Here is a 26,033-nt window from a genome sequence, read left to right as displayed (position 1 = left end):
TGCTGCCCGGACTGATCGATGGATCAGCCCACGGTCACGCCCCCATCGACGACCATCGCATGGCCCGTCATGTAACTGCTGTCGTCCGAGGCGAGGAACGCGACGGCGCGGGCGACTTCGTCCACTGTCGCCAGCCGCTTCAGCGGCACGGCATCGGCGAATGAGCTTGTGTCCGCTGCGCCGAGCCGGTGGACGATGTCGGTCAGCATCCGGCTGTCGACAAAGCCGGGGTGGACGGAATTGACCCGGACGCCGAAGGGCGCCGCCTCCAGCGCAGCGGTCCGGCTGAGGCCAAGGACAGCGTGTTTGGACATGATATAGCCCGACATGTTCGCCGCGCCGACCAAACCGGCAATCGATGCGGTGTTGATGATCGACCCGCTGCGCTGCCGCTGCATCACCGGCAGCACATATTTGAGCCCCAGGAAGACGCCGAGGACATTCACCGCGAAGATGCGTTTGAAATCCGCGGTGGGATAATCCGGGATCGATGCCTGCGCGCCCTCGATCCCCGCATTATTGAAGAAGATATCGATTTGCCCAGAGACCTGCATGGCGGCCTCCACATAACCGCGGACCTGATCCTCCTCGCAAACGTCCGCGCTGAGCAGCGTGACGTCGATGCCTTCGGAAACGGCGGCGGCGTCGACAGCGGGATGGTCGACGCCGATGATCCGTGCGCCGCGGGCGGCCAGCAATCGGGCGGTGGCGCGACCGATATGACCCGCGAAACCCGTGATCAGCGCGACCCGCCCGGCAAGGGGCTTTGCCGTCTCGAACATCGTGCGATCATCGCTGATGTCGGATCGACCGGAGGTCATCGGCGGATCATGCCGCTCATTGAAACGCGCCGAGCAGCACGCCGCCATCGATCGGCAACTCCGCCCCGGTCATGAAGTCCGATGCATCGGACGCGAGATAGAGGGCCAGCGGTTTGATCTGGTGTACATCCGCCATGTCGCCCATCGGGACGAAGCCCGCCATCGCCTTGCGCGCCGCCGGGTCGGCGAGATAGCCGCCGCCGATGTTCGTGACGAACATGCCCGGCGAGATGGCGTTCACACGGATACGGAACTCCGCAAGTTCAAGCGCCACCTGGCGGACAAAATGCGAGATCGCGGCTTTCGATACCATGTAGGCAGTCGGCAGCGTCGGGAACACCTTTGTCGATGCGACGGATGATGTCACGATGATCGATCCGGGGCGGCCCAGGGCCTTCATCGCGCGGGCGGCCTGGGACACGGTATGCGCCGTGCCGTTCAGGTTGATGGCGATGATGTCGGACCAGCCTGATTGCTCAAGATTCTCGATCTCGCCGGTGGGGTTTCTTCGGCGATGGGCGGCGTCCCAGAAGCCGGGGCCATCCCCGATTCCGGCGTTGGCAAATACCGCATCAAGACTGCCGAAGCGCGCGACATGCTCGTCGATCGCGGCGGCGATGTCGGCAGGATCGCCTATGTCCAGACGGCGCGCCACGACCGACCAGCCTTGGGCTCGCATCCGTTCCGCCTGCGTTTCAATGTTGGCGCCGCTGCGGCCGGACAGGGTCACGCTTGCACCGGATTCGGCAAGAGCTTCCGCATATGCGAGGCCGAGTCCGGCGCCACCACCCGTGACGAACACGGATCGGCCTTTGACGTCGAACTTGCTGAGGACGGAGTTCAATTTTCCTCTCCCGCTTCGTGTGGCGATATGATCGTGCACGGGCTGCGTCGATTGCTATTCCGGATGCTCAAGCGGACGTCGCAACACGTGGCCGCCCACGCGTCTGTCTGGGAATAATATGACGGGGCCACCGAGCGATTGGCAAGTATTGGCGGTGGCACGGGGGCACGCGCCCGGTGCATCGCTCGCCAAAGTTGAATTTTATCATCTTCATGAAAAGAAACGATAAAATATCTTTCTGCTACGCCCATCCAGACGCCTGAGAGCGGGGATCGACAGCGGCACTGCACTCGCAGCACGAACTTTGTTCCTCGTGGGACGCACGCGTTTGCGGATCAGTCGATACATCGTCGGTTACGAACTCAAACCCGAGTCCTTTCGGGATGCGGCCCCCGGCGATGGCGGCGGTGCGCCTGCATCTCGTGACTGGCGAAATCGGGTTGTAACGCAAGGAGAGTAGCCTTGAGCGACCTGCCGAACGTGGACAAGACGCGGCGAGCGGACTGGCTCGCGCTTTATGAGCGGATGCTGCTCATCCGTCGCGCCGAAGAGCGGCTTGCCAGAGACGCGATGGCGGGGAACCTGCCCGGTGGTGTTCACCTCTGTATCGGACAGGAGGCTTCTGCGGTCGGCGTCTGCTCGATGCTGGAGGACCGCGACTTCATCACCAGCACGCACCGCGGGCACGGGCACTTCCTGGCAAAGGGCGGCGACGTGAAGGCGATGTTCGCGGAACTGTGGGGCAAGCGCACGGGCATCTGTCGCGGCATGGGCGGCTCGATGCATGTCGCGGACGTCAGCAAGGGCATCCTCGGTGCCAATGGCATCGTCGGCGGCGGCATCGCCATCGCAGCAGGCGCAGGCATGGGCATCAAGGTCGCCAAGGACACGGCGGTCTCGGTGTGCCTGTTTGGCGACGGCGCGGCCAACCAGGGCGTGCTGATGGAAAGCCTGAACATGAGCGCCGTCTGGGATTTCCCGGTCGTCTGGGTGCTGGAGAACAATGGCGTATCGGAATTCACGATCACCGACCGCGTGACCGCCGGCGCGTTCACCGATCGGGCGCGCGCCGTCGGCATGCCCGCATTCACCGTTGACGGCAACGACGTGCTGGCGGTGCAGGCGGCGGTAGCGACCGCTGTCGACCGCGCGCGATCGGGCGGGGGGCCCAGCTTCATCGAGGCCAAGACCTATCGCATCCGCGGCCACCTGGAGGCGGAGGATGCGTTCCTCGGCGGCTATTCCTATCGCACCGCGGACGAGATCGCGGCGTGGCAGGCGCCCGACAAGGATCCGATCCTCCGCTTCGCATCCCGCCTTCTGGCGGAAGGCGGCGCGGCGCAGGCCGATCTTGACGAGATCGAGGCCCGGGTCGCCGCGCAGATCGAAGAGGCGGTGCAATATGCCCAGGACAGCGAGGATGCCGATCCCGAGCTGATCTTCGAAATCACCTTTTCCGACCAGCGACCCTGAGGACGGAGCACCATGGCAAAGCAACGTTATATCCAGGCCATCAACCAGGTCTTTCTCGACGAGATGGCCCGTGACGAGAACATCATCCTGTTCGGAGAGGATGTCGAACTGGCGATCTTCGGCGACACGCGCGAGGTCTATCGGACGTTTGGTCCCGACCGCGTGTACAACACGCCGATCTGCGAAGCGTCGCTGACCGGAATGGCGGTGGGGGCCGCGGCGGCCGGGCGACGGGTGATCCTGCACCTGATGTTCGGCAACTTCATCTACACCGGCATGGACGCCATCGCGCACCAGATGGCCAAGCTGCGCATGATGACCGGCGGTCAGATGAACCTGCCGATCACGGTGATCGCGGGCTATGGCGGTGGCCGCTCGCTGGCGGCGCAGCATTCGGATACGCCCTATCCGACACTGATGAACATCGGCGGCGTCAATGTCGCCACGCCGGCAACGCCAGCCGATGCGAAGGGGCTGCTGACCACCGCGATCCGCGGCAACAATCCGACGTTCTTCCTCGAGGCGAGTGGCCGGGGCGGCGACAGCGGCGAGGTGCCTGACGGCGAGTATCTTGTCCCGTTCGGCAAGGCCACCGTCCATCGCGAAGGGACGGACGTCACCATCTGCGCGATCGGCACGATGGTCCGCCCCGCATTGCGTGCCGCCCGCGATTTGGAAGAGCATGGCATCTCGGCAGAGGTCGTCGACCCACGCACGCTCGTCCCGTTGGACGAAGCGGGGATCGCCGCCTCGGTGCGCAAGACCGGGCGGCTGGTGCTGGTTGATGAAGCGAAGGACCGTTGCAGCGCCGCCTCTCACATCGCTGCGGTGATGGCCGACACCTGTTTTTCGTCGCTCAAGGCGCCGATCAAGCGCGTCACCGTGCCCAATGTCTCGATGCCTTATTCGGGCGTCGCGGAGACCGCGATCTTCCCAAATCCCGAAAAGATCGTGGCAGCGGCGCTGTCGATCACCAATGAACTGCACAGGGTGCCCGCATGAAGATCAAACTCAAGCTCCCGCGCTTTGGAATGAACATGGAAGAGGCGACGATCGTGAAATGGCACAAACAGCCGGGCGATCCGATCAAGGAGGGGGACGGCCTCTACGAAATCGAAACCGAGAAGGTGACGCAGGTCGTCGAGGCGACAGGCGACGGCGTGCTGGTTGAGATCCTCGTCGGAGAGGACGAGATTGCCGAGGTTGGTCAAGCCGTTTGCGTGGTCGAGGCCGATTGAGGCGGTCGGTTGGCCAAGGCCGGGGAAGGGATCGACGGTCATGATCGAAGTCAACCAGCCTGCTCTCGGAGCCGTTCGGGAGGATCCGGGTCCAGCGGTTGCAGACCCCCATTCAAGGAGGCAGCAGATCGCCTGGGCGCTTTACGAATGCGCGCGCAATCCCTTCTACGTCCTTATCAATATCTATGTTTTTTCCGCTTACTTCACCAATGAGGTCGTCGGCGACCCTGTCTGGGGGCAGGCCCTTTGGGGCTATATCCTGTCGACCGCCGCGATTTTCATCGCGGTCGCCGCGCCGTTGTTGGGAACGATCGCCGATGCCGGTGGACGGCGGAAGCCGTTCCTGATCGCGTGCATTCTGGTCGCGGTGCCGGCCACCGCCGTCCTGAGTTTCGCGGTGCCGGACATGGGGCATGGACTGTTCGCCATCGTGGCGGCGCTGGTGCTGGTGAACATCTGCTATGAGCTCTCTTCGATCTTCTACAACGCGCTGCTGCCACAGGTTGCGCCCGTGCATCGCTACGGCTCGGTCAGCGGCCTTGCCTATGCCCTTGCCAATGGGGCGGGGATCATCCTCTTCGGCGCTTATCTCCTTGCCGACTGGGGCTTGGCGCCGGGCGCAGAGGGTGGCGTCGTGCAACGCATCGTGCCGCTGGTCGTCGCGATATGGTGGCTGGTCTTCTCGCTGCCGCTCCTTCTCCGCGTGCCCGATCCCGCGCCCAGCCGACTTCCGCTCGGCATGGTGGTCAGCAGCGGTCTGAAGCGGCTCGGCCAATCCGTCGGCCGGCTTAGAGCGTTGCCTGACGTCCTCTCCTATCTGCTCGCCCGCATGGTCTTCAACGAGGGCTTCATCATCCTGATGATGTTCATGGGCGTTGTCGGTGCCGGTGTTCTCGGATGGAGCGGCGCGCAGCTTTCGGTGATGGGCCTGGTGCTCAGTTTCGTCGCGCTGGCGGGATCGCTCTTCGGCGGCAGACTGGACGATCGGTTGGGTTCGAAGGCGGCGCTTCAGGTCTGCATCCTCGGCTGTGTCGTGGCCAATCTGCTGCTGATTACAATTGCCCCTGGCACCGTGCTGTTCATGACCACCGACCCGCACGTGACCGGCGGCCTGTTTCCTCGCACTGCGGACAAGGCATTTTTTCTGGCCGAAGGGCTTGCTGCCTTCTTCGTGACCGCAGGACTGGTGTCGAGCCGTGCGATGCTGGCCAAGATCGCGCCACCCGCGTCACTCAACGAGATGTTCGGTATCTACGCGCTGTCGGGCACGGCGACATCGTTCTTGGGGCCGCTGTCCATCGCCATCCTGACGCAGGTCTTCGCAAGTCAGCGGGCCGGGCTGAGCGCCGGCCTGATCTTTCTGCTCGGCGGCCTGGTCCTGCTGCGACGGGTCGGTACCGATCATGTGGGTGCGAACAGCGCCCGATTTTGACTCTTAGGAGGGCATCATGAGTTTCAAATCTCTTCAGGACAAGATCGATCAACTTGGCAATCCCGCCAAATGGCTGCGCGAGGTGCAGGTCGGCGCTTACCAATATCCGGTCAAATCCGAATATACCAATTGGCGGGACGAGCAGCGCTCGTGGCACGACACCGTGGGTTTGCTCGACCAGTCGCTGCACATGACAGACCTGTATGTCGAAGGGCCGGACACGATCCGCCTGCTGTCGGAAGTCGGGGTCAATTCCTTCAAGAACTATGGCCGCAACAAGGGAAAGCAGCTGATCTGCTGTAATCAGGACGGCTATCTGATCGGCGACATGGTGCTGTTCGGGTTGGAAGACGACAAGGTGAACATCGTCGGCCGACCTGCCGTCGCCAACTGGATCGAGTTCATCACGTCGACCGGGAATTACGACGTGCGAACCGAACGTGACGAGCGTTCGGTCTCCAACCCGCAACAGCGCAAGACCTATCGCTTCGAACTGCAGGGGCCGAATGCCTGGCGGCTCCTGGAGAAGCTGAACGGTGGACCGATCGACCGACCGAAATTCTTTCACATGACGGAGATCAACCTCGCGGGCCATCGGGCGCGTGCGCTGGCCCATTCCTTCGCCGGTGCACCAGGTCTCGAATTCTGGGGGCCGTGGGAGGAAGGCGACGAAGTTCGCGCCAAGATCGTCGAAGCTGGCGCCGAATTCGGCCTGAAACTGGTCGGTGGCCGGGCCTATGGCACCTGTGCGGTGGAGGCGGGCTGGATCCCCTCGCCCCTACAGGCGATCTATTCGGGCGAAGGGATGCGCGCCTATCGCGAATGGCTGCCGGGCAACGGATTCGAGGCGAATGCCTCGCTCGGTGGCAGCTTCGTGTCGGACAGGATCGACGATTATTATCTGACGCCGTGGGACCTCGACTATGGACGGCTCATCAAGTTCGATCACGACTTCATCGGACGCAGCGCGTTGATGCAGATGGCCGATCGCCCCCATCGTCGTAAGGTCACGCTGGAATGGAACGCGGACGACGCGATCGCCATCTATGCCAGCCAGTTGCACGATGGCGAGAACGGCAAGTTCATGGAGATGCCGAGCGCTCATTATGCCGCGCATCCCTACGACTCGGTCATGCAGGGTGGGCGGCACATCGGTCTGTCCACCTATCCCTGCTATCTTTCGGTGCAGCGCAAATGGATTTCGCTGGCGACGATCGCCGAGGCGGAAATGGGTGAAGAGGTTTCGATCATCTGGGGCGAACCCGATGGCGGCTCGTCGAAGCCGGGCGTTGAGCGCCATGTCCAGCGAGAGGTGCGGGCGACCGTTATGGGGTGGCCCTATTCATCGGCGGCGCAAGATTATCGGTCGCGCTGATACGACGTGACCGAACCCGTGGCGTCGACCTGGATGGGTGACGCCATGGGGGCCGAACGACCCGCCATTGCCGACGCGCTCGATCGAACTTGCCGCCTGCAATGTCGTGCTCTCTGAGACGAAGTTTTGTGCGCCTGTAACCGCGCGCCGCGCACCGTGATCGCATACCATAAGCAACAATAAAAATGAGTCCGGCAGGACTATTGGGGAGGGATTAGTGAGATGGCGAAGACTCGCATCGGCCTCGCATTGATGGCGTCGCTATTTTGTGGCGTATCGACCGGCGCGCTGGCGCAGACGGCGACGACCGCGGGCCAGGCGAATGACAGCACCGCGGATACCCATAACACCGACATCGTCGTGACCGCGCAGCGCCGCGAAGAGCGGCTGCAGGACGTGCCCATCGCGGTGCAGGCACCGACCGCAGAACAGCTAGAGGCGCGTGGCATCGAGAATGTCCAGGCACTGGGCGATGTCGTGCCGAGCCTCAGCGTGTCGAGCGCGGTGGGCTTTGCCATCACCTATCTGCGCGGCGTCGGCAGCACGGCGATCGGGCCGGGTATCGAGACGCCGGTTTCAATCTATGTTGACGGCATCTATTATGCCTCCTCGACCTCGGCGCTGTTCGATTTCAATAACATCAGCCGTATCGAAGTGCTCAAGGGGCCGCAGGGCACGCTGTTCGGGCGCAACGCGACCGGCGGCCTGATACAGGTCGTGACCGGTGATCCGACGAGCAAGCTCGATGTCCGGGCCGGGCTCTCCGTGGATAATTATCTCGCCACCAAGGGCGACGTCTATGTCGGTGGCGGTGTCGCGAATGGCGTCGCTGCAGACCTGTCCGTGTCCGCCAGTACACAGGCCAATGGCTGGGGCAAGAACATCCCGACCGGAGACGACGTCAACCGGAACATCCATAATATCAGTTTGCGATCGAAATGGGTGCTCGACCTGGGCGATACGACCAAGATACGCCTGATCGGCGACTTCACCGACATGGCCAATTCGTTCAACGGCCAGCGCGTTTTCCCCGGTACGAATCTTCCGGCGTCGTACGGCAATATTCGTGATGCCGGGGATGCCTGGGATCTGAACGGTGATGTCGTGCCCCGGCTCGACAACCGGAACTGGGGCGTCAGCATGCGGATCGATCAGGAGATCGGCGATGTGACGCTGAGTTCGATCACGGCCTATCGCGATGCCAGGACCCGTCTGCGGTGGGACGTCGATTTCACACCTGTTCCTCACTTCGAAGGCGACCTGATCGACCTCGAAAATCAGCTGAGTCAGGAACTGCAACTGGCATCGGGCGGCTCGGGCCCTTTTGTCTGGACCGCCGGTGTGTTCTATTTTCGCGCGCGGGGCATGTATGACCCATCCAAAGTCATCTCGCGCAACGTCCCCAATAATCTGTTCGGTCCGTTCGAGTCGGTTCTCCTGTTCGGTGACCAACTGACCGAATCCATCGCCGGCTATGGTCAGGGAACCCTCAAGCTCGGATCGAATACCAATCTGACGCTCGGTGCACGCTACACACGCGAAAAGCGGGAGATTGACGGCCGGACCGACGGGATCGCGTTCGGTAGTACGACGCCGGTTCCGATCGGGACGACGCCGCACGCCGAGATCACGTTCAAGAAACCGACCTTCCGGGTGTCACTGGATCACCGATTTTCGCCCGAAGTGCTTGCCTATGCCTCGTTCAATACCGGCTTCAAGAGTGGTGGTTTCAACACCCAATTTTCATCCGATCCTGCGTTTCTGCCGGAAACGATCAACGCTTACGAAGCCGGGCTGAAGACGAATCTGCTCGGCAATACGGTCAGGATGAATTTTGCCGGATATTATTACGATTATAAGAATATTCAGGTTCAGAAAGTCGGCCTGGCCACAACGGGCATCGTCAACGGCGCATCCGCACGGATCTTCGGCCTGGAAACCGATTTCGATGCCAAGCTTTCCCGCGCATTCGCGCTGGCCGGCGGCATGGCGTACACCAATGCCCAGTTCAGGGATTTCCAGAACGCCCCGTTTACCGGACCGAATGGCGGCATCGCATCGTTCCCCGGCGATGCAAGCGGCAATCGCATACCGAAGGCGCCGCGCCTGCAGGGCAATCTGTCGGCGACATACACGCTGGACATGGCGGACGCATCCAAGTTGGCGTTCAACGCAACCGGCGTCTATTCATCTCGCTATTTCTTCGAGGCCAACAATATTGCCGCGCAGCGTGCTTTCGGGAAACTGAACGCATCGATCGCATGGACATCACCGGACGATCGATACACCGTTCGCGTCTTCGGCAACAACCTCACGAACAAGGCCATCGTGACCTATAGTTCGACCCTGTCCGATGGCACGATCAACGCGGCCTATGAGCCGCCGCGCATCTACGGCATCGCATTCAACTACCGCTATTGATCTTTGCGGCCGAGGAGTTTGGCATGATTGGGGACATTGGTATTCACGGATCATACTGGACGTTGGCGTCGGGCACTGCGCCGCTCATCCAGGAGGTTTGCAGTCATGACATCCGCGAACGGATCGAAAGCGCCGCGCGGGCCGGGTACACCGGAATGGGTTTCTGGCATTCCGATCTTGAGGTTCTGCGTGAAACTATCGGCTTTGCGGAGTTGAAGAGGCTACTCGATGCGCATGGCATTCGACATGTCGAGGTCGAATGGCTGAACGACTGGTATTGTACCGACGAGCGCCGCCGCGCATCCGATCGGAACCGGGCATTGCTGCTCGAAGCGGCGGAGGCACTGGGCGCCAATCATATCAAGATCGCGGACCTTGGGAACGACGGTGTTCCTCTGGACCGGATGACCGCCGAATTCGCCAAATTGTGTGACGAGGCCGCTGAACGCGGCACCAGAATCCTCTTCGAAATGCTGCCTGCCGACTTCTCCGCGCTCCCCAGTCTTGATCTTGTCCTGTCACTGACGCGGGGGGCGGGCGCGCGGAACGGTGGGATCATGCTCGACAACCTCCATATGCTCCGAACCGGCACATCGAACGCGGACATCGCGGCGAAACTGTCGCGCGACGACGTGATCGGTGTCGAGATCAACGACGGTGCGCTGGCGCGGCCCGTCAACTTCATGGATTCGATCATCAATCGGCGGCTTCTGCCGGGCGATGGCGAATTCGATATCGCTGGCTTCCTGCAGGCGGTCTGGAGCCTTGGATATGATGGGTGGATCGGCGTCGAAGTCATAAACGAATATTTCCGCGAATGGCCGCTCGCGGCGATGGCGGAGGTGAGTTTCGCCAAGACATCCAAGGTCGTGGCCGACGCCCTGCACGCGGGCTGAGCGTCACCCACGGTACCAACGCATATCGGGACATTGACAATGACTCTTTTCGATCAATTCTCGCTTGCCGGTCGATCCGCACTGGTGACCGGTGGGGCATCGGGGCTTGGACTGGCCTATGTCGAGGCTGTCGCCGAAGGCGGAGCGGCGGTCACGATCGCCGATATCGACGGTGGCGCAGCCGCGGCCGAAGCGGAGCGATTGCGCAACGCGGGCTTCGATGTGCGACATTGCCAGGTGGATGTTGCTGATGACGATGCCGTGCGTCGGGCATTCGACGATCACGAAGCGGCGTTCGGTGCCATCGATGTCGTGTTCGCCAATGCCGGCATGGCGGCGGGCGAAGGCTATCTGGGTTTCGACGGCCGGCGCACGGTATCGGGGCAGATCGATGTCTACGCCGTGGACGATTGGCGCAAGACGTTGGCGATCGACCTCGATGGTGTCTTCTTCACCTTCCGCCACGCGGTCCGGCTGATGAAGAAGCATGGTCGCAAGGGGTCACTGATCGCAACGACGTCGAACGCGTCCGAAATAACCTGCCCGATCGTGCCGACGCCCTACATGCCCGCCAAGGCGGGGGTGAGGCATTTCGTCCGGCAGCTCGCGCGGGAACTTGCCGGTTATGGTATCCGCGTCAACGCCATCGCACCGGGCTCGGTCGTCACCAATATCGGCGGCGGCGTTTTGCACGACCCGGCGGTCCGCGCCGTCTGGGACCAGGGGGTTCCGCTAGGCCGGATGGGCGAGCCGCGTCAGTTCAAGGCGCTGGCCCTGTATCTTGCGTCCGACGCATCCGACTTCATGACCGGCGCCGAACTGCTCGTCGATGGCGGCGTCTCGCTGCGCGGGATCGATGGATAAACAGGGGCGGCGGTCAGTGCCGTTTGCGGATCTGTTGCGGGGACATTCCGAACTTCTCACGAAAGCGCCGGGCAAAATGGCTCGAATCCGAGAATCCGCACGCAAAGGCCACATCGTTGATCCGATACGCGTCATAGTGAGCGTTATTCAGCATATCGGCGGCCCGGCATAAGCGAAGTTCCAGCAATGCAGCGCCGAAGGTCGTATTGTTACCCGCGAAGATCTTGTGGACATAGCGTTTCGAGATATTGAGTTCGGCCGCGACGGCACAGGGATCGAGGTCGACATCGTCATACCGGTCGCGAAGGAATTGGATTGCGCGATTGAACATACGGCTCTGGTGAAGCGACTCGCACGGGCTGTCGTTGCCGTTCATAAGCGCCAGGAAGCCGCCGAGCTGGTCCGCGATCAATGATCGGGAAACGGCGGCATCCTTCAGGCCGCCCTGGTCGATCGCGGACAACATTGCGGCGAGCGCCGTGCCCCAAGGCGTGGGGTCGTACGTGCGCGCCAGCATGACCTCGGGCTGCGGCACCCAGCGGCGGAGCCAGGATGTCGGCATGTGTGCGGTCAGCGCGACGGCGCCGCATGGAAACTGGAAACTGTAGGGCGAGGCATGGCTGACCAGAACAAAGCAGCCCTCGGGAACGAAGACCTCGATCCCAGCATGGCGGACGGCCGCCGTCCCCTGCTGCATGTAGGAAAGCGCATAAACCTCATGGGCAGACCGACGCGCCATCGAAAGGCTTCGCGTGATCGTTTGTTCGGCCGTTCGGAAATTATGGATTTCGATGGGGCCCAGTCCGAAACGGGCCCATTGTGCATGGAAAACCTCGCGATGATCGCTGTCAATGCGCATCTCCGCGACCTTGGTCGACATGATTTCGTTCCAGGCCGACAGCGCCGCCGTGTCAGACAGGCCGTCGCTCGACCAGCGATCGTCGCAGGTCGATCCACTCACCTCGTGAAAAGGCGTCATGTTCCTCTCCTCGGCATTCGTCGGCGTGGTTCACACGCTCATTCTGTTGTCAGAGTGCCGCTCGTTCGCGTCTGTCGATCCGGGTTTCCGGTACCGTCAGAAGCTATCTCCGATCAATCTGACATTGCAAATTGACATGTCAACTTGATTCGGCTGTCTTGCCGGGATGACCGGTGAGCCCTTTGATCTGGAGGCCTATTTCCCGTTTTTCCTCGGCACGATCGCCAACCGTTGGACCACGACATCTTCGAAAATTTACCTGACCGAGTTCGGCATCGGAATTGGCGAATGGCGCGTGCTGGCCTCGGTGAGGGCGCAGGGCGTTGCGAGCGCGCAGATGGTCGTGAACCTGATCGCCATGGATGCAGGCGCAGTCAGCCGGTCGATGGCCAAGCTGGTCGAGGAGGGGCTGGTCGAGCCGTTGAGTGGCCGCTTCGCCGGACGCACGAAGCCCTATCACCTGACGGATAAGGGGCATGAACTCTACCCTCGTATCCTGCGTACCGCACGAGAGCGTGAACAGATATTGCTGGGGGCACTTACGGATGCCGAGAAACGACAGTTGATCGCCCTGATGCGCAAGATCATGACAAGGGTCGACGCGTTGTAAGCCCAGCGCGGCCCGGCGAATCTCGCGGGGACAAAAGCAGACGAGAGAGCGTCATCAGATGGATCGATGGGGCCGTGGCGTATGATATGAGAGGTGAGCCTGCCCCGCATAAGTGGAGAGGCATGGCTCAAGCGCTTCGGCCGGTGTTCGGAACCCAGGAGTCTTTCGCCGCTGGGCATTGGGCGTCGCAGCTTTCTGGGCAAGGCGGCTATGACGTTGGCGAGAACCGCTTCGCCCCTATTGCCTTCACGCAAGCCGGGCGCTGAGGCGAAGTCGCGTCGCCTGCCGCGACGTGATGCCTGACCGAATAGCGCGACCGAACATGGCAGCGAGCATGGGGATTATGGTGGATAGTCAGTCCCCCCCCCTTTCGCCGACGCCGGCCCACACTTCCTGCACCCTCCGCACTTATATTGCTGATATATCATATAATAATAATATTGAGAATCATTATCAATCAATGCATAAGGCGCGGCTTCGGTGGGGATATCGATATTGGGCCGGACGTGATCACATGAAAGACAGCTTTCGTCAGTCGATGGCGCTTTTCCATAGCTGGGTGGGCTTGCTGCCGGGGTGGTTGCTGTTCGTCATTTTCCTGTTCGGGACGACGGCGTTTTTCCAGCATGAGATCAATGCATGGATGCGGCCCGAACTCCTTCCCGGTCGCGTATCGCGCCAGGGGCTCGAGGCTGCGGACAGGATTTTGCGGGAGCGTGGGGCGGGTGCGCAAAGCTGGTCGCTGACCTTTCCCGAGATGCGCGGGGGGGATGGCCTGACGGTTGAGTGGCTGCCGCAGGGGGCGGGGCGGCGCGGCGGGATGGATGTTGTGCTCGACCCCGCGACCGGTCGTGAGGTGACGGTCCGCGAGACGAGGGGCGGCTATTTCCTCTACCGCTTCCATTTCGACCTTCACTACATGCCGGTCGCCTGGGCGCGCTATATCGTCAGCGTTGCGGCACTGGCGATGCTGGTCGCCATCCTGTCGGGCGTCGTGACGCACAAGAAGATCTTCGCCGATTTCTTCCTGCTGCGGTTCGGCAAAGGGCAACGGAGTTGGCTGGACGCTCATAACGTGACGGGTGTGCTGGCCCTGCCGTTCTTCCTGATGATCACCTATACCGGGCTTGTGACGCTGATGTTCATGCTGATGCCATGGGCCATCAGTGCGACATTCCCCAGCGAGGACGCCTTCTACGAAGCGGCCTATCCCGAACCGAAGGCATCGCCGGACGACACCGCCCATGCCGCGGTTCTGCCCGTGCCGCGGCTTGTATCGATCGCCGAGCGTCACTGGCAGGGGCGCGCGCCCTCCTATATCTCGGTCGAGCGTCCGGGCATGATGTCGGCGACGGCCACCCTCTATCCGTCGCGCCGCGAATGGCGGGATCCGGCGACGCCGCTGCATCTGAATGCCGTCACGGGTGCCGTCTCGCCCGTTGCCGAGAATCAGGGATCGGCATCCGCGACGCGCGAGGTGATGGTGGATCTGCACCGTGGCTGGTTCGCGCGACCGATCTTGCGATGGTTCTATTTCCTCTCAGGCATCGGCGGCACCGTCATCGTGGCGACCGGGCTGGTCCTCTGGACGGTCAAGCGCCGCGTGAAGCTGGCCGATCCGACCAGGCCGCATTTCGGCTTTCGGCTGGTCGAGCGGCTGAACATCGGGGTGATTGTGGGTAGCGCGATTGGGATTGCCGTCTATTTCCTCGCCAATCGCCTGCTCCCGGTCGGGATGCCCCACCGCGCGGATTGGGAGGTGAATGCGCTGTTCGTCGCATGGGGGGCGGCAGCCATTTGGGCGACGGCGCGTCCGACGCGTCGTGCGTGGATCGAAACCCTGCTGATCGGCGCGGCGCTTTACGCGCTGATACCCGTGGTCAACGCGGTCGCGACGGAACGCGGCACCTTTGCCAGCCTGCTGGCAGGAGACTGGGTGTTCGTCGGTTTCGACCTGGTCGTGATCGCAACGTCCGGGGCCTGCGCGCTCGCCGCCTATCGTGTCGCGCATCACAAGGCCCGTACGCCAACGCGCCGCCGACAAATGGCCAGCTTTGGGGCCACGGCATGATCGAGCTGTTCACGGCGCTTGTCCTGATCGGCGGTTTCGGTTGCCTGTTCCTGTCGATGCCCCGGCATCATCAGGATTGGCTGGGTCGCAAGGCTGCCCCTGCCACCGAAAGGGCGCTCCGTCTCGCGGGCTTCGGCGCCTTGTTGGCAGGATTTCTGCTGCTCGGTGTGGAACATGGCTGGGCCTATGGCGCGGTCGCATGGGCGGGCTGGCTGACGCTGACCGCCGCCATTGTCGTCACCGTGAATGTCCATCGTGATCGCGTGCTGCGGCGCGTGAAGGGAGGGCGGGGATGATGCCGTACGCCATGCGCAGCATAGCGCGCATATTGGCCGTGACGCTGGGTACATATGCCGTCACCGCGCTGTGGACCGCAGCGGTTTCGCGGCTTCTCGTTCGAACGGGTGTTCCGCCGGTCGAAGCGGTCCTGGCCGCCACGCTGCCCAGCTTCGCGCTTTTCGCGGTCATTACCATGAGCGCCTTTCATGCGCGCAGCGTGGCCCGCGCGTGGATGCACCTGCTCGCGGCGGCGGCCATTCCCGCCCTATTGTTCCTCGTCTGATCGGGACCGAGCATGACATTCTGGATCCATCGCCATCGGCGTCATGCCGGTTCGGACGCTGTGGTATCATGTCCGGCCCCGTCATCGCAGTGCCTGTCTTCATGGTGGTCATGATCGTTCCGACATTGATGGCCATCCTGTCGGCAAGCGGCGCAGCGTCCGGGCAAGTGGCGGTTGCCCAGGCACAGGCCGGGGCGAAGGAAGAGGGCGGGCGGGTCGCGTATCCCGCCGCCTTCTACGCGGCGTTTCAGCCACAGACCGTCATCGACATGCTGAAACGGACGCCGGGTTTTACCCTGGAGTCCGATGACGACACGCGGGGGTTCGGTGCGAATGCGGGCAATGTCCTGATCGACGGTCAACGGCCGAGCGTGAAGACGGGCGGGCTGGCCCCGACATTGGGGCGCATCGCGGCGTCGCGGGTCGAACGGATCGAATTGATCCGCAGTGGCGGTACGGCCGACACGATGGGACGGGCCGTGGTCGCCAACGTCGTGCTGCTCCCCACGACCAGCGGTTCGGGAAACGGCTCGATCGAGCTGCGTCGCGGGTTCAGCGATGATGCGATCACGCCCAGGGTCGAACTCAGCTATGCCTTGCCGGTCGCAGGATGGCAGACATCGGCCAGCGCCCTGGCCTGGTATGAGAATAATCCCTTGCGCGGCGTGTATCGGCGCGAAGAGCCGGTCGGCGGCCAGGTGCAGATCGCCGACGAACGCCTCGCGATCCATACCCGCGGCGCGACGTTCACGCTGGGCACCATCGGCGATGTCGGGGGCGGTACGCTCAGCCTCAATGCACGGATCGGTCATGAGCGCGAAGCCTATGGGCAGACGCTGCACGAACGCGGTGCGACCGGAACCGATGGCGGCATCGATGGGCTTTACGGCGAATGGAATGGCGAACTGGGCGGTGACTGGTCGCGCACGCTGGGAAACGGCTGGTCGACCAAGCTGGTGGCGCTGGGACGGGCGGAGACGAGCCATTTTTCCGAAAAGTCCCGGTCCGATCCCACGGACCGCTTTGCAAGCGATGCTCGCACCAGCGAGCTGGTTGCGCGCGTGACGGTGCAGCGGAAGGGCGAGTACCGGCTCCTTCCCGAACTGGGGGCCGAAATGGCCTGGAACGACCTGGATAATCAGTTTCGGCCGGGAGTCGGGGGCGAGCAGCGGCGGACATTTGTTGCCGAAGTGCGGAGCGAGGTGTTCGCCAACGCCGTGCTTACCCTGAACGCCGCCATGCGGGTCGAAACCGGGCTGGCGTTCGAGCGATCGCGGATCGGCGTCAGGTCGGGCGGCATTCCAGATCGGCGACTGCAATATTGGAAGCCGAACCTTTCGATGATCTGGGATGCCGGGAAACGGACCCAGTTGCGGTTCGGCGTTCGCCGGTCGGTCGGCCAGCTCGATTTCGAGGGTTTCGCCGCGTCGGGCGATCTGATCAACGATCGACCGATCGCGGGCAATGCCGAACTGCGCCCGGAGCGGATGACCGTCTGGTCTGGAACGATCGATCACCGGTTCGGAAATGGAGGTGCCGTGTCATTGACGGCATCGCGCGAAACCATCGACGACGCATTGGCCTATGTCCCGTTGGCGCAAGGCGGCCAGGCGCTGGCGAATTTCGGCACGGTGCGGCTGTGGCGGATCAAGGGCAAGGCGACCGTGCCGATGGACGGCCTGGTGTCCGGTGGCCGCATCAGCATGGATGCCGACATCGCCCGAACGCGTCGGGCCGATCCCCTGACCGGCATGATGCGCGCCGACGCCCGCGAACGCGACAATATCGTCAACATCGCCTGGCGCCAGGATGTGTCGCGCATCCGGTCGGCCTGGGGCCTGTCCGCGAAGATCGAGCTTCCCCAACGGCAATGGTTTGTGGACCAGTATCAACGCGAATGGGAACGGCCGGAGATATCCCTCTATGCGGAAACCATGCTGCCACGGGGGATCAAGGCGACGCTTACGGGATCGGGCCTGTCCGGCTATGTCGAGCGGCGGCATCGCGCCTTCTACCAGCCAGACAGAAACGGAAAGCTCGGCGCGGTCGAACATCGTGTGCGGCGCTATGGGGCCTATGTGACGCTCCTGCTCGCCCGGCAATTTTGATTAATAATGCTAGTGATTATCATTATTGACTCATGATAACATGACGAATTAATGACTCCCCTGTCATCATAGGGGGATATAAAATGTCATTGGGATCTCTCGCCCTTGCCGGGGCGTCGTTTGTCGTGATCGCGACCGCAAGCGCACAGGCTCAGGAACGTCCGACGGACGATGTCGTGGTCGTCGGACAAAGGATCACGATCGGCGCGAAGGACCCGCGACCCGTCAAGGACGTCCCGCAAACCATCACCGTGGTGACGCAGGAGGAGATCCAGCTCCGCAACCTGTTCACGCTGGAGGACGTGATGCTCGCGACGCCGGGCGTGACGGTCTTGGGCATCTCGTCCGAAGGGCAGAACTATATCTCGCGCGGCTTCTCGCTGGATGCCTATCTCATCGACGGCGTGCCGCTGATCAGCTATCCGGGAACGCGCCCCGATATGACGGTGTATGAACGGGCCGAGATCCTGCGCGGGCCGTCCAGCCTCTTCTCGGGCGCCGCGCAGCCGGGTGGCGCGATCAATCTGGTTCGCAAGCGGCCGACGTCCACGTTCGCGGTCAGCGGTACAGCCCTGGCGGGGAGCTGGAATAATTTCCGCGGCGAATTCGATATCGGCGGTCCCGTTACCGCGGATGGCACGGTGAAGGCGCGATTTGCGGCCTCGGCCCAGGATTCCGACATGTTCTACGACTATGGCAAGCGGCGGCGTTATGTCGCCTATGGTATCGTGACATTCGACCTCGATCCCGCCGTCACCCTTTCGATCGGTGCCCATCATCAGATCTACTATGCGCCCATTCAGACCGGGCTGCCGGGCTATGTCGGCGGTGGCCTGCTGTCGGTCAGGCGTTCGGTCTATGTCGGCGCGAACTGGAACCGGATGCGCGATTCCGACACGCTGGCCTTCACCGAACTCGCCTGGAACATCAACGATGACTGGCGCTTCAAGGCGACGGCGCAGCGCGCCAAGCAGGACAGCTATTCCAACTATGCGTATCTCGGAAATGGTGCCGTGCGGCGCGGCACTGGCTCGACGAGCATGGTCGGCTATTATGGCCAGTATGACAGCGACTGGACGAGTTTCGACGCGCATGTGGCGGGCAAGATCAGGATGTTCGGTCGCGATCACAGCGTATTGCTAGGGGCGGATCATCAACGCCTCGATAACGATGGCAAGGAATGGCGGGACCGGGCATTCGCGCGGATCGACGTATTCAACCCCGACAACGCCGTCCCGCGCCCGGCGTACAAACCGAATAGCGGCAGCCTGACCCGCACGCGCCAGACCGGCATCTATGGCAATATCGACCTGTCATTGACGTCCCGGCTTGATGTCATCGGCGGTGCGCGGCTGTCCTGGTGGGAGCAGCATGAGCGGGACGGATTCACGCGGGTCACGCCCAGCCTGACCAATCCGCAGCCGATCCGGCTTGGTCCCTGGACCGAGGTGCGGATGAAGCCGTCCTTCCGTCCGTTCGGTGCTGTCACCTACGACGTGACGAAGGACTGGAAGGCCTATGTGAGCTATGCTGACAGTCTGTCGCCGCAGACCGAGCGTACCGTCGATGGCGACATGCTGTCGCCGACCAGCGGCCAGCAGTGGGAGGCCGGGTTGAAGGGGCAGATCCTCGACGATCGCCTGCTGCTGACGACCGCGATCTATCGCATCAAGCAGATCGGTCGCGCACTCGCCGATCCGTTGAACGAAGGTTTCTACGTCGCAGAGGGCGAGGTCGTGTCGCGCGGTGCCGAGCTTGAGGTTCGCGGGCGGATCACCAAGGGGTGGCTGGTCACCGGCGGCTATGCCTATAATACCAATAAATATGCTCGCGATCCCGCCAATCAGGATTTGGCCTTCACCCGGATTTCGCCGAAACACAGCGTGAAGCTCTTCACGAATTATGTGGTCGAGGACGGTGCCCTGTCAGGCGTCGAGCTTGGCGGCGGCCTGAACTTCAGTTCGCCTACCCAGGCCGGAAACGCGCGTGCGACCGTTTCGACGCTGGTGACGCAGGGTAGTGTTCTGACGCTGGACGGCTTGGTCGGATATCAGTTGAGCGACCGTCTTACCGTGCGCCTGAACGTCAACAACCTGCTCGACAGAACCTATTATTCCCGGATCAGCGGCACGGGGCGAGGCAATTACTTTGGCGAACCGCGAAGCTTCGCCGTGTCGCTGCGCGCGCGCTGGTAGGTCGGCTTCGGGCAAGGGCGGCAGGTGGTCAAGACGCCTGCCGTCCGCCATCCGGGCCGTCCCGGTTCGTCGTCAAGCCATCATGAGGAGGCCCCGATCGGGTGATCCGGGGCCCCCCGGACCGAAATCGCCGCCGTCACGCATGATCTTCATAGACGGCCAGCGTTCTGGCGCGCGCGGCCTGATCGAGCATCACGCGCTCGACATTCTGCTTCAACTCGCTGGCCAGTGCGCGTGTCGTCGCGAGGGCGTGAGGCAGCGTTTCGCCCAGGGCATGAAGCACCTTGAAGGTTCGAATGGCCACTTCCTCCTCGCTCGCCCCCTCGCGCACGATCGGGGTGAAACCGGCGCGTATCAGGTCGTCCACGGACGGGCGCGGCACATGGACGGGCGGCAGATCGTCATCGAGGGAAGGCCCCTGCGCCGGCAATTCGCTCAAGGTACGCAGTAAGGCGTTCAGCACCTCGATCGCCGTGCCGGGATCGTTGGTCGCGGGGGCCAGCGCCCGACCGGCGATCTCGCCAAGGGCGATCTGTCCCAGCCGGGGATCATGATCGAAATCGCGGTGCCGCTCGATCACGAAGGCCTGCGACAATGCGTCGTCCTGTTCCGCCTTGCCCCCGACCACGCCGAGCAGCGGACGACCCTTGTGCACCAATGTACCGGGGATCGCCTTCACATGCACGATGATGTCATGCTCTCGTGCCAGCGCGGCGAGGCGACCGACATCGACATGCGTCACATAGCCGATGGTCTGTGACGGCACCGATCGCGCATTGCCGGGAACCGGGATGGCCGGTCTTCCCCCTTGATAAGGGTCGGCCGCGAATGCCTGCATGGCGGATCGTGCGGCATTCTCGACCCGGTCGATCACATCCGACATGCGCCCGAACGCGGCGAGATGCGCGATCCAGCGCAAAAGGGTCACGACCACCAGCGCGACGAGCATGACCGTGGCGATCAGGAGCAGCACGCGCCCCTGTCCGCCATAAAGGCGCGTTTGCAGCCCGATGATGCCAACGACGGCGAAGATGAAGGCCCCGAGGAACGTCGACAGCGCATTTTGCGACATGCGGTCCGAGATCAGCAATTGCGTCGCGCGCGGGGTCGCCAACTGGGTGGCGGACGAATAGGCGCTGACCATCGCAGTCAACGAGAAGGTGGTCACCGCCAGCATCGACGAGGCGATGATCTCCAACACCGTTCCCACCGCGTCCTGCCCGATATCGCCGGTAAAGTGATACGGGACCGTTCGCGCCACGATGCCTGCGAACGCGGCGACCACCACGCTGGCGGCGCTGATCAGCGCCGCCCGGAACCAGATCTTACGGGCGATACGATGGAGGAGCCATCCGATACGGGCCTTCGAGATCATCTGGTGCCTTCGTCCCCTTGCGCGACCTTTGCCATCTCGATCGACGATGATCGCTTATACGCAGAGAGACGATATTCGACGCACGAATGGTCTTTTTTTGCCAAGGCGCGCGGTACGCCTCCATCCGCCTGTCGGCTTCGAGAAGCGGAGCCGCGGGTCTTCGAGACAAGGGGTTATGCCATTGGGGGGCAAGGGACCGACGCGCGGCCCCTTGCCCGGGGGCGTCAGAAGCGGATGGTGCCTTCCACGCCAAAGGTTCTGGGCAGGGCCCGGACCAGATAGCCCGCTCCGGTGATCCCTTCATTGGGATAGCCGCCCGGAAAATAGAGCTTGTTGGACAGGTTCTTGCCCCACACCGAGAGGGTATAGCGATCCGTCACATAGCTGATGCGGCTGTTGAACACCCAGTAATCGCCCTCGCCGTTCGTATATCGGCCGGTGGCGAGGTTCTTCAGGACACCGCGACTGTAATCCTTGAACGAGTCGTAATAGAAGCGCCCCGAATAGGCGGTGTCGCCATGGACCTTGATCTTGCCGTCGCCGATATACGCCGCATCCCAGTCGAAGCCGAGATTGATCGAGGATGTCGGCGCATAGGGGAAGGGGTTGCCGCCGACGCTGACGCTGCCCGCGCCCGACTGGACGCAGGAACCCTTCTGGGCCGGATATAGCCCGCTGAGGTTCAGGGCCGCGCAGGTCGCCTGATCGAAGTCCTTATACTTGCTGTCGAGCAGGCCCAGCGACGCGTTCAGTGTCAGGCGGTCGGTCGCGGCGAATTCGATGTCGAGTTCGAGCCCCTTCATCTTGCCGTCGAGCGTGATGATGTTCGCGGTCACGCTCTGGTCGACGACCTGGCTCTGCTGGTTCTTGTAGTCATAATAGAAGAAGCTGCCGTTGACCTGCAACCGGTTGTCGAGGAAGCGGGTCTTGAACCCGACTTCATAGGCGTTCACCTCTTCCGGCTTGACGAAATAGACCTGCGGCGAACTGATATAGGCCAGGCCGTTGAACGTACCCGCGCGATAGCCGCGACTATAGCTGGCATAGAGCATGACGCCGTCCACCGGCTTCCAGTCCAGGATGGCACGTCCCGATATGCGGCTGGTCTTGCCATCCTTGTTGACGCCGCCGGGCACGGTTCCGCCGCTGGCCGGGATCGCCACGGCCCCGGCCTCGTTATAGACCGGGGACAGGAAATAGGGCGCGCCATAGGCCGACACGGCGAGCATCCGTGGGTTGCCCGCATCGTCATAATAGGTGGTGATACCATCGCGATATTTGGTGGTGTCGGTGGTGTAGCGCAGGCCTGCGGTGAATTTCACCGTCGGCGTGATTTCATAGCTGCCTTCGCCGTAAATCGCCCAGCTTTCGCGGTCCTGCCGGAAATGCTGCTTGCCGAGGATGCCGGTGGGCACCGAACCGGCGGACAGCGCCTTTCCGTTGAAGCCGCCCGCCGGGTTGAACCATGTCGCGGGCAGGCCGACGGCCGCGCGCACATCGCTCAGCAGGTTGAAGATGTCGATGTCATTGTTCGACGTCACCGAATCCCAGCCATAATAGGCACCGCCGATCATCTTGAACGGGCCGCTGCTGTAATCGAGCCGCAGATCCTGGTTGAAGGCCTTGAAATCGGACCGATAGCCATTCGAGCAGAGGCGCAGCGGGCTGCTGTCGCAATCGGTCTGCGTCTGGAGATAGAGGCCGGAATCATAGCCGGTGATCGAGGTGAGGTTGAGCCGGTCGGCAAGGTCGGCCTTGATGGTCAGAACGGCGCCTTCCGTGCGCGTGACGGCGCGGCCGACCGTATCCTGTTCGATCTCGGTGTCCGACAGGCCCGCCCGGCTGTAACTGCTCGGCAGCAGGCCCGCACCGCTGGAGCCGAGCGCCCGGAACAGGGGCGAGAGGATGAAATTGGGATTTTCATAATCGAACAGGCCCGGGTTGGACTTGTACGGACCCGCGCCCAGCGAGGCCGCCGCGCCCCCGATCGATTTCGACGCATAGCCCTTCAGCGTGACATCGAGGGTATCGACAGGCTTGAACCGCATCGTGCCCCGGAACGCATAGCTTTCGTCGCCACCGGGATCGCGCCCCGTCGCGAAATTGCGACCCGATGCGCCCCCGGCCGCCGTCTTGTTGAGCCCGGCCGGCATCAGATTGTGGATATAGGGATCCATCTTGACATAGGTGCCGGCGATACGGATGCCGAGCCGGTCCTCGATGGGCGTCAGTTCGATCGCGCCTTCGAAATTGCGCCGGTCGTAGTTGGCATAGCCCGCCGTCAGATAGCCATTTTCGCCCTTCAGGGCGGGCTTGCGGGTGATGAAGTTGATCGCGCCGCCCGTGGTGTTGCGGCCATAGAGCGTGCCCTGGGGCCCGCGTACCACCTCGACCTGGGCCAGGTCATAGAGTTGCTGGCCCTGGCTGGCGCGGAAGGTCTGATAGACCTCGTCGACATAGACGCCGACCGGGGATGCCGCACTGGCGCTGAGTTCGGTGCCGACGCCGACACCGCGCAGGGTGAAATTGGGCTGTTGCGAACCATAGGCCGACGACACCTGGAGATTGGGCATCGAGCCGTTGAGGTCCGACGTGTCGAACACGCCCTGGTTGGAGAGTTGCGAAGACGAAATGGCCGACACGGCGACGGGAACGTCCTGAAGATTCTCCGATCGCTTGGTGGCGGTGACGACGATATCCTCCAGTCCTCCCGCCTGCGCCTGCGCCTGCGCCTGCGCCTGCCCGCCGCTCGCATCCTGTGCGAATGCCGGCATCGCCATGCATGTCGCGATGGCGAGAATGCTGATGCCCCCAATCCTTTTCATACAAAGCTCCCTGATACGGTCACTGCATCTCGGTGCATTCGTGACCTGTTGCGCTTGGGCACCAGCAGTCAGGGACAGAGGTGTGTTGATATGGTTTTAAGAGCCCCGAACGCTGGTGCCGATGTTCAAAGTGCAGGATATCTGTCCCTCTTCTTAGGGCCTGTTCGCCGCTTTTTGATGGAGCCAGATCAGCTTTTGCCCTGATCCATTGTGCGCAGCATGAAGCGTTGGATCTTGCCGCTCGGGGTTTTGGGCAGTTCCGACAGGAACGCGATCAGCCGGGGATAGGCATGGGCGGACAGCCGGGTCTTGACGTGCGCCTTCAGGGCATCGGCCAGCGCCGGCGTCGGTGCGAAGCCCGCGTTCAGCACGATGAACGCCTTGACCAGTTCTGTGCGTTCCGGGTCGGGCACGCCGATGACGGCGGCCTCCATCACGGCGGGATGTTCGATCAACGCGCTTTCGACATCGAAGGGACCGATGCGATAGCCCGATGAGGTGATGATATCGTCGGCGCGGGCGATGAAGCTGACACTCCCGTCCGGTCCTAGTTCCACCGTGTCTCCCGTCCGGTAATAGCCGTCACGGATGGCGGGGGTGTTCTGGTGCCAGTATCCGCCGAACCAGAAGAGCGGCGATCGGGCGATGTCGATGGCCAGTTCACCCGGCTCGTTGATGTCCCGTTCATGGCCGTTCTCATCCAGTACCGCGACGCGGTAGCCCGGCATCGCAACCCCGGCTGAGCCGATGCGGACGGGGTGCGACAGGCCGTGATGGTTGTTCACGACCATGCCGGTTTCCGTCTGGCCGTAATGGTCGTGCACCGGCACGGCGAACTGGGCATCGAACCAGCGGATGACCTCGGGGTTCAGCGGTTCGCCCGCACTGCTGACGACGCGCAGCGTGCCCCTTGCCCGCGCCGCCGCCGCGCCGCCTTCCGCCATCAGCAGGCGGTAAGCGGTCGGCGAACCGGCGAGGTTCGTGACGCCGAGCCGCGCGATGAGATCGAAGGCGGCCTCGGCGGAGAAGACGCCGTCATACAGGATGGTCGCCCGGCCCAGCAGCAGCGGCCCGGTGATCCCGTAATAAAGGCCATAGGCCCAGCCCGGATCCGCGATGTTCCAGAATCGGTCCTCCGCGCGCAGGTCTATCGCCCAGCGCATATAGGCGCCGATCGAGACCAGCGCGTTCAGCGGCACCCCGACGCCCTTGGGCAGGCCCGTGGAGCCGGATGTCGACATCATCAGGAAAAGATCGTCGCCCGTGCGCAGGACCGGCACGAAATCGGCCGGCATCCCGTCAATCTCGGCGCGGAAGTCGATGTCGCCGGCCATGAGCGGCGCGTCCGGCGCGCGGACGACCGCGACCGGAGGGCAGGGCGCAATATCGGTCAGCTTCGCGCGATTGTCGCTGTCGGTCACGACCAGCACGGCATTGCTGATGCCCAGCCGGTGTGCGATCGCCTTGGGGCCGAAGGCGGTGAACAGCGGCTGATAGGTCGCCCCCATCCGCCAGACGCCCAGGATCGTCGCGATCAGCTCGATCCTGCGAGGCAGCAGCCCCGCCACGACATCGCCGGGCCGGACGCCGTTCGCCACCAGCATGTGCGCCACCTGCGCCGACAGGTCGCGCAACGCCGCGAAGCTGTGATCATGGCGTGTGCCATCCGCCGCGATCGTGACAAGGGCCAGGTCGTCGCCATCGGCGTAGCGGTCGCAGCATTCGACACAGGCGTTGATGTCGTCCGATAACCGTCCCGAAAGCCGCGCTCGCTCCCGTTCGGTGGAAAACTCCTCGACCGCCTTCCTATAGTCGGGAACGGCGGCCGATGCCGGTATGCCGGTCATGCGTTCGATCCTCTCCACGATCATGCCGCATTGGTGCGGTCTCTCGGTTTTCCCGCCACTATTCTGGACGATGCCGCTTCGCCGGGCGGGTGACGGC

The 26,033-nt window shown here is 62.8% G+C and carries 20 protein-coding genes; 14 read left to right on the top strand and 6 right to left on the bottom strand.

The window, feature by feature from the left end; all coding sequences use genetic code 11:
• Positions 1–23: 23 nt before the first annotated feature.
• The gene (locus tag ABDV78_RS01655; protein ID WP_343525434.1) at positions 24–821 is read right to left on the bottom strand and encodes an SDR family NAD(P)-dependent oxidoreductase; all 798 of its coding nucleotides are present in this window, start codon (positions 819–821) and stop codon (positions 24–26) included.
• Between the two features lie 16 nt (positions 822–837).
• The gene (locus tag ABDV78_RS01650; protein WP_343525433.1) at positions 838–1,665 is read right to left on the bottom strand and encodes an SDR family oxidoreductase; all 828 of its coding nucleotides are present in this window, start codon (positions 1,663–1,665) and stop codon (positions 838–840) included.
• 462 nt (positions 1,666–2,127) lie between these two features.
• On the opposite strand from ABDV78_RS01650, the gene ABDV78_RS01645 reads away from it, so the two are divergent.
• From ABDV78_RS01645 to ABDV78_RS01610, 8 genes are all read left to right on the top strand, one after another.
• Positions 2,128–3,138 carry a thiamine pyrophosphate-dependent dehydrogenase E1 component subunit alpha gene (locus tag ABDV78_RS01645; RefSeq protein ID WP_343525432.1) on the top strand — a complete coding sequence of 337 codons (1,011 nt, stop codon included), beginning with the start codon at positions 2,128–2,130 and terminating at the stop codon, positions 3,136–3,138.
• Positions 3,139–3,150: 12 nt separating this feature from the next.
• Positions 3,151–4,140 carry a transketolase C-terminal domain-containing protein gene (locus tag ABDV78_RS01640; RefSeq protein WP_343525431.1) on the top strand — a complete coding sequence of 330 codons (990 nt, stop codon included), beginning with the start codon at positions 3,151–3,153 and terminating at the stop codon, positions 4,138–4,140.
• A complete protein-coding gene (locus ABDV78_RS01635; protein ID WP_343525430.1) occupies positions 4,137–4,376 on the top strand; it encodes a lipoyl domain-containing protein in 240 nt (79 codons plus the stop codon). The genes ABDV78_RS01640 and ABDV78_RS01635 overlap by 4 nt, the downstream gene beginning before the upstream one ends.
• Positions 4,377–4,416: 40 nt before the next feature.
• Positions 4,417–5,808: an MFS transporter gene (locus tag ABDV78_RS01630; RefSeq protein ID WP_343525429.1), complete on the top strand. Its 1,392-nt coding sequence runs from the start codon at positions 4,417–4,419 to the stop codon at positions 5,806–5,808.
• 16 nt (positions 5,809–5,824) lie between these two features.
• Positions 5,825–7,183, top strand: a complete 1,359-nt coding sequence (locus tag ABDV78_RS01625) for an aminomethyl transferase family protein (protein ID WP_343525428.1) — start codon at positions 5,825–5,827, stop codon at positions 7,181–7,183.
• Between the two features lie 222 nt (positions 7,184–7,405).
• Positions 7,406–9,604 (top strand): TonB-dependent receptor, encoded by a 2,199-nt coding sequence (locus tag ABDV78_RS01620; protein WP_343525427.1) that lies wholly within the window; start codon positions 7,406–7,408, stop codon positions 9,602–9,604.
• Entirely contained in the window at positions 9,601–10,500 is a 900-nt protein-coding gene (locus tag ABDV78_RS01615) for a sugar phosphate isomerase/epimerase (protein WP_343525426.1), read from the top strand. The genes ABDV78_RS01620 and ABDV78_RS01615 overlap by 4 nt, the downstream gene beginning before the upstream one ends.
• Positions 10,501–10,539: 39 nt before the next feature.
• Complete coding sequence (locus ABDV78_RS01610; protein ID WP_343525425.1) at positions 10,540–11,364, top strand: SDR family oxidoreductase; 825 nt, start codon at positions 10,540–10,542, stop codon at positions 11,362–11,364.
• Positions 11,365–11,377: 13 nt separating this feature from the next.
• Here the strand turns inward: ABDV78_RS01610 and ABDV78_RS01605 are convergent, their stop codons facing one another.
• Positions 11,378–12,244, bottom strand: a complete 867-nt coding sequence (locus tag ABDV78_RS01605; RefSeq protein WP_343525424.1) for a helix-turn-helix domain-containing protein — start codon at positions 12,242–12,244, stop codon at positions 11,378–11,380.
• Between the two features lie 265 nt (positions 12,245–12,509).
• Between ABDV78_RS01605 and ABDV78_RS01600 the strand changes: the two genes are divergently transcribed.
• The 6 genes from ABDV78_RS01600 to ABDV78_RS01575 all read left to right on the top strand — a co-directional run bounded on the left by ABDV78_RS01600 (position 12,510) and on the right by ABDV78_RS01575 (position 19,889).
• Positions 12,510–12,953, top strand: coding sequence for a MarR family winged helix-turn-helix transcriptional regulator (locus ABDV78_RS01600; protein ID WP_343525423.1), 444 nt, complete (start codon positions 12,510–12,512; stop codon positions 12,951–12,953).
• 514 nt (positions 12,954–13,467) lie between these two features.
• Positions 13,468–15,024 carry a PepSY-associated TM helix domain-containing protein gene (locus ABDV78_RS01595; RefSeq protein WP_343525422.1) on the top strand — a complete coding sequence of 519 codons (1,557 nt, stop codon included), beginning with the start codon at positions 13,468–13,470 and terminating at the stop codon, positions 15,022–15,024.
• The gene (locus tag ABDV78_RS01590; RefSeq protein ID WP_343525421.1) at positions 15,021–15,320 is read left to right on the top strand and encodes a DUF3325 domain-containing protein; all 300 of its coding nucleotides are present in this window, start codon (positions 15,021–15,023) and stop codon (positions 15,318–15,320) included. Before ABDV78_RS01595 ends, ABDV78_RS01590 begins: the two co-directional genes overlap by 4 nt.
• Positions 15,317–15,586, top strand: a complete 270-nt coding sequence (locus tag ABDV78_RS01585) for a hypothetical protein (protein WP_343525420.1) — start codon at positions 15,317–15,319, stop codon at positions 15,584–15,586. The genes ABDV78_RS01590 and ABDV78_RS01585 overlap by 4 nt, the downstream gene beginning before the upstream one ends.
• 101 nt (positions 15,587–15,687) lie before the next feature.
• Positions 15,688–17,694 (top strand): TonB-dependent receptor, encoded by a 2,007-nt coding sequence (locus ABDV78_RS01580; protein WP_343525419.1) that lies wholly within the window; start codon positions 15,688–15,690, stop codon positions 17,692–17,694.
• A 125-nt stretch (positions 17,695–17,819) separates the two neighbouring features.
• On the top strand, positions 17,820–19,889 hold the full coding sequence (locus tag ABDV78_RS01575) for a TonB-dependent siderophore receptor (protein WP_343525418.1): 2,070 nt from the start codon (positions 17,820–17,822) through the stop codon (positions 19,887–19,889).
• Between the two features lie 136 nt (positions 19,890–20,025).
• Here ABDV78_RS01575 and ABDV78_RS01570 read toward each other — a convergent pair whose 3' ends face one another.
• The 3 genes from ABDV78_RS01570 to ABDV78_RS01560 all read right to left on the bottom strand — a co-directional run bounded on the left by ABDV78_RS01570 (position 20,026) and on the right by ABDV78_RS01560 (position 25,936).
• Positions 20,026–21,264 carry a DUF2254 domain-containing protein gene (locus ABDV78_RS01570; RefSeq protein WP_343525417.1) on the bottom strand — a complete coding sequence of 413 codons (1,239 nt, stop codon included), beginning with the start codon at positions 21,262–21,264 and terminating at the stop codon, positions 20,026–20,028.
• 224 nt (positions 21,265–21,488) lie between these two features.
• On the bottom strand, positions 21,489–24,044 hold the full coding sequence (locus ABDV78_RS01565) for a TonB-dependent receptor (RefSeq protein ID WP_343525416.1): 2,556 nt from the start codon (positions 24,042–24,044) through the stop codon (positions 21,489–21,491).
• A gap of 233 nt (positions 24,045–24,277) precedes the next feature.
• On the bottom strand, positions 24,278–25,936 hold the full coding sequence (locus ABDV78_RS01560) for an AMP-binding protein (RefSeq protein ID WP_343525415.1): 1,659 nt from the start codon (positions 25,934–25,936) through the stop codon (positions 24,278–24,280).
• Positions 25,937–26,033: the final 97 nt, after the last annotated feature.

This window comes from Sphingomonas sp. (assembly GCF_039594485.1).
Classification (GTDB): Bacteria; Pseudomonadota; Alphaproteobacteria; order Sphingomonadales; family Sphingomonadaceae; genus Sphingomonas.
This window is presented reverse-complemented; position numbering and strand designations above follow the sequence as displayed.